12 protein-coding genes are annotated in these 14,880 nt (G+C 61.2%); 1 reads left to right on the forward strand and 11 read right to left on the reverse strand.

Translation table 11 applies throughout. From position 1 onward, the window contains the following. Positions 1 to 27: 27 nt before the first annotated feature. From lpxK to ABID12_RS15885, 5 genes are all read right to left on the reverse strand, one after another. Positions 28 to 1,062, reverse strand: a complete 1,035-nt coding sequence (gene lpxK, locus ABID12_RS15865) for a tetraacyldisaccharide 4'-kinase (RefSeq protein ID WP_354435060.1) — start codon at positions 1,060 to 1,062, stop codon at positions 28 to 30. Positions 1,063 to 1,110: 48 nt separating this feature from the next. Beyond that, entirely contained in the window at positions 1,111 to 2,502 is a 1,392-nt protein-coding gene (gene waaA / locus ABID12_RS15870) for a lipid IV(A) 3-deoxy-D-manno-octulosonic acid transferase (protein ID WP_354435061.1), read from the reverse strand. Between the two features lie 260 nt (positions 2,503 to 2,762). Beyond that, the gene (locus tag ABID12_RS15875; RefSeq protein WP_106302535.1) at positions 2,763 to 2,996 is read right to left on the reverse strand and encodes a DUF4170 domain-containing protein; all 234 of its coding nucleotides are present in this window, start codon (positions 2,994 to 2,996) and stop codon (positions 2,763 to 2,765) included. Positions 2,997 to 3,062: 66 nt separating this feature from the next. Then, positions 3,063 to 3,887 (reverse strand): 3'(2'),5'-bisphosphate nucleotidase CysQ, encoded by an 825-nt coding sequence (locus tag ABID12_RS15880; protein WP_354435062.1) that lies wholly within the window; start codon positions 3,885 to 3,887, stop codon positions 3,063 to 3,065. A gap of 97 nt (positions 3,888 to 3,984) precedes the next feature. Continuing rightward, entirely contained in the window at positions 3,985 to 5,331 is a 1,347-nt protein-coding gene (locus ABID12_RS15885) for a TldD/PmbA family protein (RefSeq protein WP_354435063.1), read from the reverse strand. A gap of 102 nt (positions 5,332 to 5,433) precedes the next feature. Between ABID12_RS15885 and ABID12_RS15890 the strand changes: the two genes are divergently transcribed. Beyond that, positions 5,434 to 7,242: a monovalent cation:proton antiporter-2 (CPA2) family protein gene (locus ABID12_RS15890; protein ID WP_354435064.1), complete on the forward strand. Its 1,809-nt coding sequence runs from the start codon at positions 5,434 to 5,436 to the stop codon at positions 7,240 to 7,242. An 18-nt stretch (positions 7,243 to 7,260) separates the two neighbouring features. Here the strand turns inward: ABID12_RS15890 and ABID12_RS15895 are convergent, their stop codons facing one another. The 6 genes from ABID12_RS15895 to ABID12_RS15920 all read right to left on the reverse strand — a co-directional run bounded on the left by ABID12_RS15895 (position 7,261) and on the right by ABID12_RS15920 (position 14,833). Further along, positions 7,261 to 9,156 (reverse strand): ABC transporter ATP-binding protein, encoded by a 1,896-nt coding sequence (locus ABID12_RS15895; protein WP_354435065.1) that lies wholly within the window; start codon positions 9,154 to 9,156, stop codon positions 7,261 to 7,263. Beyond that, a complete protein-coding gene (locus ABID12_RS15900; RefSeq protein WP_354435066.1) occupies positions 9,140 to 11,023 on the reverse strand; it encodes an ABC transporter ATP-binding protein in 1,884 nt (627 codons plus the stop codon). The genes ABID12_RS15895 and ABID12_RS15900 overlap by 17 nt, the downstream gene beginning before the upstream one ends. A gap of 290 nt (positions 11,024 to 11,313) precedes the next feature. Next, positions 11,314 to 11,952, reverse strand: a complete 639-nt coding sequence (gene grxB, locus ABID12_RS15905) for a glutaredoxin 2 (RefSeq protein WP_354435067.1) — start codon at positions 11,950 to 11,952, stop codon at positions 11,314 to 11,316. Positions 11,953 to 12,256: 304 nt separating this feature from the next. Continuing rightward, positions 12,257 to 13,618, reverse strand: a complete 1,362-nt coding sequence (locus tag ABID12_RS15910) for an MFS transporter (RefSeq protein WP_354435068.1) — start codon at positions 13,616 to 13,618, stop codon at positions 12,257 to 12,259. A gap of 158 nt (positions 13,619 to 13,776) precedes the next feature. Beyond that, positions 13,777 to 14,172: a (R)-mandelonitrile lyase gene (locus ABID12_RS15915; protein WP_354435069.1), complete on the reverse strand. Its 396-nt coding sequence runs from the start codon at positions 14,170 to 14,172 to the stop codon at positions 13,777 to 13,779. Positions 14,173 to 14,194: 22 nt separating this feature from the next. Then, complete coding sequence (locus ABID12_RS15920; protein WP_354435070.1) at positions 14,195 to 14,833, reverse strand: NADPH-dependent F420 reductase; 639 nt, start codon at positions 14,831 to 14,833, stop codon at positions 14,195 to 14,197. Positions 14,834 to 14,880: the final 47 nt, after the last annotated feature.

The raw sequence follows: 14,880 nt of genomic DNA on the forward strand, positions 1-14,880 counted from the left end.
CCCGGCCTGGATCACCTGAGCAAGGCGTTACGGCGCGGCGTCAAATCGTTTTGCAAAGGCATCGATAGTAGCCTGAACCAGCCGCTCGGGCACCGCCTCGTCCCTGAAAACGGCAGTGATTTCCAGAACGGCGCTGATGTCCCGCAGCGCCGCGATTTCGGTTTCCTGCACACCGGAAAGCCGCGCCATATCCTTTGCCGTGGTGACGGGCAGAAGGTCATCACGCCCGCTGCGGTCAAGCAGTTTTCGCGCCAGCGCGGTTGTCATCGGGGCGTGATCGGCAAGCGGAACGCCTTCCACGACGTCAGCGCCGAGCGCTTCCAGCGTGTCGAAAAACTTCTGCGGGTCGCCGATCCCGGCATAGGCCAGCACTTTGCGGCCTGAAAACTGTGCAGCTTCGCCCACGGGCTGCTGGCGTACATGCTCGACCGGCACGCCTGCTGCACCGGCAAGGTCGATGACCACGCCGGCCTTCTCCCCCTCGCCGTTCAGCAAAATCATATCGGCTTTCGGAAACTGCGCTGAAAGCGGCGCTCTGAGCGGCCCGGCAGGCAGGCAATAACCATTGCCGAAACCGCGCTTTGCATCCACGACCACCACCGAAAGATCGGGCCGGAGCTTCCCGCTCTGCAGACCGTCGTCCATGATGATGAAATCAACGCCCTCGTTTTCGAGAAGCCGCGCGGCATCGACCCTGGCCGGCGACACCGCCACGGGCGCGGTGCGTACCAGCATCAGCGCCTCGTCACCGACATCGGCATGGGTATGGCGCGCCGGGTCCACCAGAAGCGCCTCGGTGATCCTGGCGCCGTAGCCACGCAGCACGAAACCGGGCTTTCGGCCTTGTGACGCCGCCGCTTTGGCCAGCCTCTCCGCAATCGGCGTCTTGCCGGTTCCGCCAACGGTGAAATTGCCCACACACAGCACCGGAACCGAAACGACCGCACCTTGCGCCTGGGCCATCCGTCGCCCCGCAACAGCCCCGTAAACGCAGGAAAACGGCCATAAAAGCCGGCTCAGGACATGCCCGTCCCGCCACCAGAATGACCCCGCTTTCAGCATGGATATGACCGTCTCCGTTTCGGCGACGCGACAGACGGGCAAGAGGCTTTAGCGAAGAGCCTTGCGCAGATCCCCGTTCGCGATCTTTTCCTGGATGTTGATGGCGTGCTTTTTCTCCGGAACCGGTCTCGGCCGCGCAAAGAAACGGGCCTCCAGCCTGAGCGGCGCCAGAAAACGTTCCAGCCCCTTCATGGTCCGGACCAGAGCCCCGCGCATGTCCCGCACACCCGCATAGCCGGCGGAAATCATGTGATTGCGCGCCTCTTCGTCACGCAGAAGAAGATCAACAGACTGCGTCAGCGCCTCCACGCCGTCAACGGTGCGTACCGCGCCGTGCTGACGAAGCTGCTTGTAGGTATCGCGGAAGTTTTCGATATAGGGCCCGGTGAGCACGGCCGTGCCCAGCATGGCCGGCTCAAGCGGATTTTGTCCGCCCCTGGCAGTCATCGAGCGGCCCACGAAGGCAATTTCGCTCAAACGCAGATAAAGGCCCATGTCCCCCATCGTATCGCCGAGGAGAACATCGACGTCATCCGTCGGCACCTCGCCGAGCGAGCGGCGGCAGACCTTCAGGCCCTTGCCGGCAAGCTGGGCCGCAACGGCATCGCCGCGATCGGGATGGCGCGGAACGATGACCGACAACAGTCCCTGATGCTGCTTGGACAAGGCAACATGCACGTCGCCGGCAATATCTTCCTCACCATCAAATGTCGAAATCGCCGCCCATACCGGCCGGTTGCCGATGGCCTGCCGGAGCAGTTGAACAACCTGATCATCGGCCGGCGGCGCGCTGCGGTCGACCTTGAGATTGCCCGTCACCTGAACATGCAGTGCGCCGAGATCGGCAAACCGCTCGGCATCGAGGTCGGTCTGGGCCATCACCAGCGAAAAACGCGAAAACAGGGTTCGGGCAAGCTCGCGCCGCTGCATCCAGCGCTCGAAGGAACGGTCGGAAATCCGGCCGTTGACGATAATCTGCGCAATTTTGCGGCGGGCAAGTTCGGAAATGGTGGTCGGCCAGACCTCCGTTTCCACGTTGATCGCAAGATCCGGACGCCAATGGTCGAGAAACCGCGAAACGGCCGGCACCACATCAAGCGGCACATATTGATGGATGACGTTGTCGCCGAAACGTTCAACCGCAAGCCGTGCAGATGTGACCGTGCCTGTCGTCAGCACGATGGAAATGCCGTAATCCCGGATACTTTCGATCACTTGAGAAACCGCCAGTGTCTCACCGACACTGGCCGCATGAATCCAGACCACCGGGCCATCCGGCCGCGCAACCGCTGTCCGTCCGAAGCGCTCACCGATACGGGCGCGCTCTTCCTTGCCTTTTCTGACGCGATAATAAAGTACAGGCTTCAGCAGCGGATAGCCGAGAATTCCTCCCAGCCAATACCCGTTTTGGGCGAACCAAACTGATATGCCAGTTTTCATATCTTATTCCGCATCCCCGTTCAAAACCTAAGGACAGGCAGCCGCACCGCTACCACTACGCGAATCATATATACACACAAGTATCATCAAGCGGGAATATGTGGCATGCATACAATTTCAAAAAAATCGTCCAGCCATACAATTTCCACGAGAAATGTGAAGTAATTTAGTATTATTCTAAAATAATACAGCTGAATTGCGCGTATATCAGCAAAACCACAGCCATGCGGCAAAAAGATGGAGAAACCGGCAGCCGGTGATCAGTCTTCGGGATCGAGCAGGCGATGAAGGTGGACGATGAAGTAACGCATATGAGCGTTATCGACGGTCTGCTGAGCCTTGGATTTCCAAGCGACATGGGCGCTGGCGTAGTTGGGGTAGATGCCCACGATATCGAGCGCGTCGAGGTCCGAGAACTTGACGCCCTTCAGGTTTTCCAGTTCTCCGCCGAAGACGAGATGCAGGAGCTGTTTGTTTTCGACTGTATCAGCCATTTTGAGCCTCACTTTTTTGTTGCCCAGATTTGAGCGATCATGGTGTCTCGGGTTTGCATGTTATTGTCAAGATTGTCGGGACGGGCCGAATTGACGCAACAGCGTCCCGACAAGTTGCCGGTTGCCGGCAAACAGCGTGCCGTGCTGCACGGAGGGTCGGTTATAGCAAAGCGCCTTGCCTTCATCATCCAGAAGCGCGGCACCGGCGCGTGCCAGAATGATATCGGCAGCGGCGAGATCCCAGTCATGTGAATCCGGCCTCACCAGCGTGCCATCGAGCCGGCCTTCGGCCACCAGTGCAAGCCGGTAGGCCAGCGACGGTATATAGGCAGAGCGCCTCAACCGGGCGCTGAATGCCGCATCGAACCGGCCGGCAAGGCTGGCCGGAAGACAGAGCTCCAGCGGGTCGCTGCCGGACTCGCCATCGGCAAGCGAGGTCATGATCGGCTTTCCGTTGCAAAGCGCCGGACCGCCTTCCATCGCGGTATAGACATCGCCAAGCGCCGGGGCCACCAGAACCCCTGCAACCGGACGGCTGCCGCTGACAACGGCGACGCTGACCACCCAGTTTGTCTTGCCGCCGAGAAAGCCGCGCGTTCCGTCGATCGGATCGACGACGAATGTGCACTCCGCTTCAAGGCGGCTCAGATCGTCGCGGCTTTCCTCCGAAAGCCAGCCATAGCCGGGACGCGCCTTCCTCAGAATGGTTTCAAGACATTCATTGGCGGCATAGTCCGCAGCACTTACCGGCGATTGACCGCCATTCTTCCACCAGACTTGCGGGTCCTGCCCGAAATGGGAAAGCGCAAGCGCACCCGCCTCCCCCGCTGCCGCCTCGATGAGCGCCAGATCGGCAGACCAGTCCCTGCTGGCGGTTTCATCCTCGGTCAATCGTATCTGCCTTTCCGGGTGGTTTCGTGATCCGGCCTGCCTGACCGGACGTGCAAAGAAGAAATAGCGTCGTCTTGAAATTCAGCGTGGCGAGCGACTAGCGCCCGGCAAGTGTCAGCCCTTCGACCAGAATGCTGGGCGCGGCAATCGAGTAAAGCCGGTCGATATCGCTGGCGGGCGTCATCGCCATGAACATGTCCTTCAGGTTTCCGGCAATCGTCACCTGCGCCACCGGATAGGCAATTTCGCCGTTCTCGATCCAGAAACCGCTGGCCCCGCGGGAATATTCTCCCGTGACCATGTTGACGCCCTGACCGATCAGTTCGGTGACGTAAAGACCGCTGCCGATTTCCTTCATCAGCTCTTCCGGTGTCCTGTCACCCGGCTCGAGGCTGAGATTGGTCGGCGAGGCCGACAGCGAATTGCCCGACCGCGTGCCACGACCATTGGTCTCGAAGCCCAGTTCGCGCCCGAGCGCCGTCGACAGGAACCATTGCTGCAGAATACCGTCTTCGACCATCGCCAGCCGGCGACTTTCGACACCTTCGCCATCGAAGGGCTGAGAGCCTGCGCCGCGCGCAATCGCCGGATCATCGATCAGGTCGATTCCCGATCTGAGCACCTGTTTGCCAAGGCTGTCACGCAGAAAGCTTGTCTTGCGGGCGACAGCCGAGCCGGAAATGGCACCGGCCAGGTGACCGACGAGACTTCGCGCCTGTCTTGCCTCAAACAGCACCGAAGCGCCACGGCGGGTTTCCATCTGGCGCGGTGAAAGCCGCGCAACCGCGCGTTCGCCGGCCTGCCGGCCGATCTCCTCCGGCGGCCGCAAATCGCTGTTATGCGCGCGCGCATCATAATCATGGTCGCGCTGCATGCTGCTGCCTTCACCGGCAACGACGGAAACCGAAGTAGAGAAATAGGAACGGCGATAGCCACCGGTAAACCCGTCCGACGTCACCAGCGCGAAGCCGATCTCGCCATGCCCGGCGCCGGCGCCGGAACTCTTGGTCACGCCGGCGACAGACAGCGCAGCCTCTTCGGCGGCCAGCGCACGCTCCGCAAGAGCTTCGGTGGAAACCGCAGTCGAATCATAAAGTTCGAGATCGGCCGCGTCTCGGGCAAGCCGGTCCTTGTCGGCAAGGCTGGCATAGGGGTCTTCCGGCGATACCCGCGCCATGGCCAGCGCGCGGTCGACCAGACCTTCGACATCATCATCGGTATTGGTCGAGACACTTGCCACCCTGGCGCCGGAAAACACGCGCAGCGAAAAGCCGCGGTTTTCGGATGCCTGGGCGTTTTCGCGCGCGCCGTCGCGCACCGAAACACTGTTCGATACGCCTTCGGAGACAACCACATCGGCTGCATCCGCACCTTTCCGCTTCGCGACCTCGACGATCCGCGCCGCAGTTTCGATCAATTGACCGGAATGTTTATTCGATGACATGGCATTGGCCTTTCCTTGCGCTTCCATTTATTGTTCACTTTCCATCGCATCAAGTACCGTTCACCCGGGCCATCCTTTTTCTTATCACGCTGGGACCATCATATGGCGACTTCGCAGAGCCTGTTTACCGAAACCGTGTGGATGCTGGGTGCAGCCACCATAGCCGCGCCGATCTTCAAGCGGCTCGGGCTCGGAACAGTGCTCGGCTATCTGGCCGGCGGCGTCATCATCGGCCCGGTCCTGCAGCGCATCACCAATGGCGAAGAGGTCCTCCACGTCGCCGAACTCGGCATCGTCTTTCTGCTGTTCATCATCGGGCTGGAACTCAAGCCTGCGCGGCTGTGGACCATGCGCAAGGATATTTTCGGTCTCGGTCTCGCCCAGGTGGTCGTCACCGGCGCCATACTGGTGCCGCTGGCGTTTTTCGGCGGTGTCGGCAACTGGAGCGCGGCGGTCATCGCCGGGTTCGGCCTTGCGCTGTCCTCCACGGCTTTTGCCATGCAGATCCTCGATGACAGCGGCGACGTCAACACCCGCTACGGCCAGCGATCCTTTTCGATGCTCTTGTTTCAGGACATCGCCATCGTCCCGCTTCTCGCCCTTGCCAGTATTCTGGGTGGCGGCGTTGAGGAGGCGAGCACGACCGACATGCTGACCAGTGCCGCACTGGCGCTTCTGGTCATCGCGCTGATGATCGCCGCCGGTCGCTACATCTTGACGCCGGTGTTCCAGATCATCGCTGCCACCGGCGCGCGCGAGGTCATGATCGTCGCCGCACTGTTTCTTGTCATCGGCTCGGCCATGGCCATGCAGATGGTTGGCCTGTCGATGGCAATGGGCGCATTTCTGGCCGGCGTCATGCTTGCCGAATCTTCCTACCGGCACGAGCTGGAAGCCGATATCGAACCGTTCAGAGGCGTGTTCCTCTCGATTTTCTTCATCGCCGTGGGCCTTTCTCTCGAACTCGACGTCGTTTACGAAAACCTTGTTCTGATCATCATTGCCGTGCCGGTGCTGATCGCCGTCAAGGCCGCCGTCATCTACGGGCTTTGTCGCATTGCCGGGTCGGCCCATGACGATGCCGTTCGCATTGCCGCCCTTCTGCCACAGGGCGGCGAATTCGGTTTCGTGATGTTCTCGACGGCAGCGGCTGCCGGCATCCTCTCCAATGCGACCGCCTCGGTGCTGATCGCGGTGGTCACGCTTTCGATGGTCGCGACCCCGCTATGCGTGCGCATGGCCGAGCGGCTCACCACCCGCTATGAGGGCCACGAGGAGATGGAGGAGGATTTCGACGGCGCCGATGCCGATGTGCTGATGGTCGGTTTTTCGCGCTTCGGCCAGATTGCCGCGCAGATCCTGCTCGCCAGCGGCCGCGATGTCACCATCATCGACTATTCGGCCGAACGCATCCGTCAGGCGTCCGCCTTCGGCTTCCATATCTATTTCGGCGACGGCACCCGCAAGGAGGTGCTGGTTGCAGCCGGTATCGAAAAGGCCAAGATCGTGGCGGTGTGCACCCAGAAGCGCGAAATCACCGATCGTGTCATTGACGTGGTGCAGGAGAATTTCCCGCGCGCGCACATCTATGCCCGCTCCTATGACCGAGGCCACACGCTGGCGCTGCGCCAGCGCGGCGTGGAATTCGAAATGCGCGAGACGCTGGAATCCGGTCTTGTCTTCGGCAAGGAGACCCTGATCGCGCTCGGCACCAGCGAGGACGAAGCAACGGCGATTACCGACGATATTCGCAAGCGCGACGCCAAGCGGCTGGAAATTCAGGCGGTCGAGGGCATCATGGCCGGTTCCGACATGCTGCACACCCATCCCGTCAGCCCGGAACCGCTGATGCGCCCGAAGCGCAACCGCCTCGACCCGACGGTGAAGGTTACCGGCAAGGACATGGCCTGAGCGAGGAGCGCCCCGGGATCATGTCGTGGAAGCCGGCCCCTCCTCCTTGTCGGCGTCGGCCAGATCGTCGAAGGACGAATAGTTCAGGTTATAAAGCCGGGAATACAACCCGCCCTGTTCCATCAGTGCTTCGTGATTGCCGGTCTCGGCGATCCGGCCATCCTGCAGCACCACGATCCTGTCGGCGCCGCGAATGGTGGCCAGACGATGGGCAATCACCAGACCCGTGCGCCCTTCCAGCAACTTGACCAGCGCCTTCTGGATCAGCATTTCCGTATAGGAATCGATATTGGCGGTCGCCTCGTCGAGCACCAGTATCTTCGCATCGGCAATCAGCGCGCGGGCGAAACTCAGGAGCTGGCGCTGACCGAGCGAGAGGTTTTCGCCACGCTGGCCAAGTTCGGTGTCATAGCCATGTTCAAGCCGCATGACGAAATCATGCGCGCCGACGGTCTTGCAGGCCGCGATCACATCCTCACGGGTCGCCTCGCTCTTGTTGTAGCGCACGTTTTCCAGAACCGAGCCGGTGAACAGAAACGGCTCCTGCAGCACCATGGCAATGTTGCGGCCAAGCGATTCCTGCGTGACGTCACGCACATCCCGGCCGCCAACGGTCACCGAACCCCGCTGGACATCATAGAAACGATGGACCAGAGCCATGGCGCTCGATTTGCCGGAGCCGGTTGGCCCGACAAGGGCGACCGTCTCACCCGGTTTGACTTCGAAGCTCACATTCTGGAGCACCGGATGGCGGGGATCGTAACCGAAGACGACATCGTCGAAGACCACCGATCCGTCATTGTCGCGCGGCAGCGGTTCGGCACCGGCCTTGTCCCGGACGGCAACCTCGACATCGAGCACCTCGATAATGCGCTGGCCCGATGCCATGGCCCGCTGCATCACGGAATACTGCATGGTCAGCGAGCGGATCGGGTCGAAGAAACGCTGGATGTAGAACAGGAAGGCGACCATGATGCCGACATCGAGGCTGCCGTTGAGCACCAGCGACCCGCCGCCGACGATGACGACGGCCATGGCGAAACCGGTCAGCGAATCGACGATCGGCACCATGATCTGGGCAAAGCGCGCCGCCCTGAGATGGGTCTGGAGATTGGCATGGGCCTTGTCGTCGAACAGGGTGAAATTGACCTTCTGGCGCGCCATGCTCTGAATGGCGCGAACGCCGTTGATGGCCTCGGCCAGCGCGCCATTGGTGATCGAATTGGTTTCATGCGCATCCATGAAGGCGCGGCGGGCCCGCGGCAGCCAGAATATCCGCACGATAAACAGGATCGGGATCACGGCAAGCGTCAGAAGCCCGAGACGCGGATCGAGGTAGAGCATCACGAAGATGATGCCGATCAGAAGCGCCAGATCACCGACGGCCAGCACCGAGGTTTCCAGAAACTCCTGCATCGAATTGACGTCCCCCTGCAGGCGCGACATCAGGCGGCCGACCTCGGTCTTGTCCATGAAGGACAGCGATACATGCTGCAGATGCGCAAACATCGCCCGGCGCAGATCGAACAGCACATTCTCCGCCGTCTTGCCGACTGTGCTCTCCTGCACATAGGACGCCACATAATTGATCAGGATGACGGCGACAAAGGCAATTCCGGCCAGAACCAGCGGCCGTCCCCCTTCCGCCTGCGGCGCCATGCCGTGGTCGATGGCATAACGGATGACCAGCGGCAGGATCAGCTGGGTGGCTGTGAACACCAGTACAGCAATCACCGACAGAATGATCTGACGACGATAGGGGCTGACAAACGACCATATCCGTCCGACGACCTTGCCGTCGAACACCTTGCCGAACATGATTTCCTCGCTGTCGAGATGCGACCCGACAACAGCGCGCGGTGGCCGTGTATCAGGGCCGCCGGCGGCTCCATCAGCTTCACGAAGCGTTGCCATCTTTGCCCTCCTCGGTCTCGTTCAGCATTTCGTCACCGGGGCGAACCTGCAATTCGTAAAGCGCGTGATAGCGGCCGCCCTTTGCCAGAAGCGCCTCATGGGTGCCGCGTTCAACGATCTCGCCATCCTCCAGAAACAGTATTTCGTCGGCATGCATCAGCGACGACAGGCGGTGGGCAATGACGATCATGATGCTGTCACCCGCCATCCGGTGCATGGCCGAGCGGATGCGCTGTTCGGTCCCGGCATCGATGGCTGCCGTCGAATCGTCGAAAACCAGGATTGGCGGCCTGAGCATCAGCACACGGGCAATCGAAAGCCGCTGGCGCTGGCCACCGGAAAGCGACACGCCACGCTCGCCGACAACCGTGTTGTAGTCCTGCGGCAGGCCAAGCACATAATTGTGGAGCTGGGCCGATTCCGCCGCCCGTTCGATGCGCTGATCGGAAGCCCACGGATCGCCATAGGCGATGTTGTTTTCGATCGTAGTGGTAAACAGGAAGGAATCCTGCTGCACCACGCCGACAGCACTTCTGAGCGATTCCAGCGTCACATGGCGCACATCCTGGCCATCAATGGTGATCGCGCCGCCTGTCACGTCGTAAAAGCGCGGCAGAAGGCTTGCTATCGTCGATTTACCGCTGCCCGGCGGGCCAACGATGCCGATCGTCTGGCCCCTGCGGGCGGTAAAGCTGACCTTCTTCAAAACCGGCCGGTCGGGCGCATTCGGATAGGCAAAATCGACATTGTCGAAGCGCAGCACGCCCTCTTTGACGTCCAGAGACTTGGCATCGTCGGCATCGCGAATATCCGGTTCGATATCGAGAAGCTGGAACAGGCGATAACCGCAGGTGGAGGCGCGGGCAAACGAGTTCACCATCATGCCAATCTGGCGCACGGGCATCTGCAATATCGTCATGAAGGTGAGAAAGGATGTGAGCGTGCCGACACTCGTCTGTCCCGTTTTCACCTGATAGCCGCCAACGACCAGCACCAGCCCCATGGCAATGAAAAAGGAAAACGTCATCACACTGGTATTGCGCACGCGGATATCGACGCGCTCGTGCTGAAGGCCGAGCGTCACCTTCGAGGCGCGGTCAAACTTCGCCAGTTCGAAAGCCTGCGCGGCGAAGGCCCGGACCACGCGGATGCCACTCAGATTTTCGTCCATCACCTGGGTCAGCACTGCGAGCCATTCCTGCAGCCGCAGCCATGCGGCCCGCAACTGAAGCCGCGAGACCGCCGAGCGCCAGCCCACAAACGGCACAAAGCTCAGCGCCAGCAATCCGAGCACAAGATCGGTCGACAGCAGCATGAAGGCGCCGATACCGATCAGCAGCGTGAGGAGGACAACGCGAATGAGCCCGGTGGAAAAGAACATCCGCACACCCTCGACATCCAGAAGGCCGACAGTGATCAGATCCCCGGAATGAACCCGGCCGTGAAAGCTGAAACTCAGATGCTGGATCTTTTCATAACACATCAGCCTGATCTTGTAGGCGACATGGTGGCCGACCGATTCGGCGTAATAGTTCTGCACCATGGTGAAGATGCCGCGCGCGACGCTGACGAAAAGCAGCATCCCGGCTGTTGCCCAAAGCGCCTGTTCGGCCGCTTGCCCCTGGGTCCCGCCGGTGATCACCTGCTGGGCCTGATCGACGGCGCGGCCGAGCAGCAGGGGGATCGACAGCTGCATCATGACGGCGGCGACAGTTCCCGCAACGGCAAGTCCGACCTGCCAGGGATAGGCCAGGGTCATCCTGGTGATGCGGGTGAGCACGCCAAGCCCTTCGGAGACGTCCGATGGTTTGGATGAAAAGCTGGAGGCACGGGGTTTCAATGAGGCAGTTGCGGCTTCGCTCGACACGGCAGTTGCGTCCAATGGCTTGGTTCAAAAATGCGGAGAATGGTAATCGGGGGAGAAACGCAAAACAGAACGGAAAACGCGGATACGCGAAAACTGTTTTCCTCCAAGACCTTCGGGAACGCGTGGTCTCCTCTCCCGCACGTCCGATGTCTCGATGTGAGTCCTTGCGAACCTATCATAAATCGCAGGCGTCGTCGCCCGGGCGCAGCGCATTTTATGCGTAATGCTGCTTTCACAGGGCCACCGCCCGCATTGGAGACCGCGCCTGCTGGCGCGGCCATCCCGTCATCTCAGGCGGCCTTGCGAAGTGCGCCAACCAGCGGCACGCCAGAGCGTTCGGCCATGCGTGTGCGGTAGGTCTCTACCGGCTCGGGCACGGCAAAATCCGGTACGGTCGAAAGCGCGCGCAGAACCGGAAACAGCATGATATCGTCGATCGACGCGCCCTCGGGATCGGGCAGGAACCCGGCCAGCGCCGCAAGTCCCTTCAGCATCTCGGCCTTGTGCGTCTCCGTTTCGGCCAGCAGCGCATCGAAGGAGCCGAAATTCGCTTCCTTCTTCCCGGTAAAATAGGCACGGGCGGCTTCGGTCCTGAACTCGGGAAACACCGGATCCGGCGTGCGCGGGATCACAAGCGCATCGATGGTGCTGCCCCAGGCTTTGAGCCAATCGGTAATTTCCTTGCGCGGCGTGCCGTCAAACAGGCGCTCGCCGGAAACGCCATCAACCCTGGCAACGATATCGAGGCTTTCAGCCATGTAGCCGTTTTCGTCCTCGAGGATCGGCGCCATCTTCTTGCCGATCATACGGATCGGCGTTTCCTCATCGTCATTGAGCAGAAAGGCGAGTTCAAAAGGGATATTCTTGAGGCCAAAGGGCATCCGGGCGCGGACGCAAAACGGGCAATGGTCATAAACATAAAGCTTCATTGGTATTTCCTTACCGCTTGACGGTGACCGGAACGCCTTGCGGCGAACCACCGTCGCATTTCAGGTCAGTCAACTGCGAGCCGGCTTCGGGAGGAAAGCGTCGACCGACAGCAACGCCTGCCAGCGTAAGCAAGTCCGCACCTTCGCACCAGCCCCCCTGCCTTGCTCAAACGGCGAGCGCCGTTGCACCGCTCGAAGCGCCCGTGCTGCCCGGAGCGGTCCACGGGTTGAAGGCAGGCCACGGGTTAATATGGCGCGCACTTCGGAAATGTCGAGTTCGTCAGCGGTATGGCCGGCCGGATTATCAGCCCGCCGCGGCGCGGTGGCCGAACCGGAACATCAGCACCATGCCGGCAAGTGTGAAAAGCGACGTGGCCAGGATGGCGGCATACCAGCCGAAAAACAGGCCTTCGCTGCCGGCTGCGGAAATCAGCACGGAGCTGATGGCAATGCCGATGGATGAACCGAGATAACGCGCGGTGTTGTTGGCTGCCGAGCCCATTGCCGCGCGTTCGGGCGGGACGCTTTCGACGGCGGCCTGACCCAGCGCGCCATTGAGAATGCCGTTGGCAATGCCTGCGACAAGAAGGCCGGGAAAAACCAGCCACCAGAAGGCGCCATCTGTCAGCAGAAGCAGCAGGAGCTGCCCGGCGAGGCACCCGGCCATCGACAGAAGAACCCGGTTGCGGGAGGAAAGCGAAGCCGGCAGGAAACGGGCGGTGAAAGGCGAAATCGCCGTGATCCCCGACCAGCCCAGCAGAACGACCGCGGCCACGATCGGGCTCATGCCATAGGCGCGCTCCAGCACTGTCGGCACCATGGTCATCAGCGCCAGCACGCCCGCGCCCGAGGCAAAGGCGGCAACCGTTGCACCGACAAAATCGGGGCGGCGGAACAGCGCAAGCTGGATGATCGGATTCTCGACCCGTTTCTCAAGCCGCACGAAGATGAAAAGCAAAACGACACTTGCGACGAAAAGCGCCACAATAGAGGGCGTCAGGCCCAGCCGGATCTCGGTCAGCGCCGACAGCAATGCCCCCAGCCCGGCCATCAGCAGGATTGATCCCAGAATATCGATCCGGGCCCGATCGCCGAAGCTTTTGGGCAAAGGTTTCATCGCAGCGATCCCGAGTGCTGCGGAAACAAGCGCGATCAGCCAGTGGTCGGCGCGCCAGCCGCCGATGACCAGCGTCAGCGACGCAATGATGGGGCCGACGGCAACCCCGGCACCGAGAGCCGCAGCCCAGACAGCGGCAGCGGATTTCAGACGCGAACCGGTAAAAACCTGCCCGATCAGCCCGAGACCGCAAGCCATGATGCCGGCGCTGCCGAGCCCCTGCAGGACACGGCCGATAATGAGAACAGTGGCATTCGGGGCCAGAGCGGATACGAGGGAGGATGCCGCCGTCAGCCACAGACCGGCCAGAAACGTTTCCCGCCGCCCGCGGCTGTCGCCAAGCGCACCGGCCGTCAACAGCCCGACGGCCGCGCCCAGCGGCATGCCGCTCATGACCCAGGCCTGCGCACCGGCGGAAAGGTCCAACCCTTGCGTCATCGCGTTCAGTGTCGTCAGCGGCGCGGTGAAAACCACCAGTGCCAGACAGGTCGCAAGCGCGACAATGATCAGCGTTGCACCGGCGCTGTCCCTTGCAGTCGTATTTTCCAAGTCAGTATCCGATTTTTCCGGGAGGTCATCACGCACAGACAAACCGGTGATCGCCAGATTATTGGCCACGACCACCGGTTTGGTTGATTTTTCGCAGTGCGCGCATGCTGTCTCAATACAGCAGGGCCCGGGCGAAGTCCTCGCCCGGACGGGTTCCGTCAGCCGTTATAGTCGGCGTCGGAAACCTTCTCCATCCAGGTCACGGGCGAACCGTCAATGCTTTCCTGAATGGCAATATGGCTCATGGCCGTTTCGGGGGCAGCGCCATGCCAGTGCTTTTCGCCTGCGGGGAACCAGACGACATCACCCTGCGAAATTTCCTCGATCGGTCCGCCCTCGCGCTGAACGCGGCCCTTGCCGAAGGTGACGATCAGTGTCTGGCCTGCGGGATGGGTATGCCAGGCTGTGCGCGCACCGGGCTCGAAGGTGACATGCGCACCGCCGGTGCGGCCGGGCTCTTCGGCGGCAAACAGCGGATCAATACGCACCGTGCCGGTAAACCAGTCTTCCGGGCCTTTCATGGAAGGGGCGGATCCAGAACGAATAATTTTCATGACAAGTCTCCTTTAAACACGTTCAATCTTGCAGTTTTTCAAATCGATAGACCAATGCTGCACCGCCGGGCTGCCCATAGGCGAGTTCGGCGGTGACCATGGCGAAGGGTTCGACAAACCGGCCGGTCCTGAGCCCGCCGGCTTCCAGCGGTTCAAAACCGATGTCGCGGATCAAACCGCCGGCCAGTTCCTTTGCGCCGCTGTCGTCACCATAAACCAGAAGGTTCGAACGCGGGGTCTCGGTGCGGCGGGCAAAAACCTTCGCAAAACTCTCCGACGGCGCGGTATTGAAACACGACACCCAGCGCGCCTTCGGGCGCTTGCGGGCCAGTTCTTCCGCACCGGATGTGGTCATGCCGACCACAAGTTGGCTGTCGCTGTCGTTGAGCGGCACGCAGCAGTTCAGAACAACAGTTCCGGCCAGATCGCCCGTCTGGCCGAGCACATCGTTGACGCGCGACCAGTGGACGGCGAGAAGAACGGCATCCGCGCCGCTGACGGCGTCTGCGACCGTTGCCGTCGCCGCATTCGCCTGTGCTGCCAGTCGTTCCAGCTTTTGCGGGCTTCTGGAATAGGCGAACGTGACCGAATGACCGCACTGCGCCCAAAGCGAACCGAGCTTCGCACCGATCAGGCCGGATCCGAGAATCGCGATGTTCATGTCGATCTCCTTGCGCCCCGATATAGACCCCGGCCCGGTATGGAAAA

It is taken from the genome of Martelella mangrovi (genome assembly GCF_040545495.1).
GTDB lineage: Bacteria > Pseudomonadota > Alphaproteobacteria > Rhizobiales > Rhizobiaceae > Martelella > Martelella mangrovi.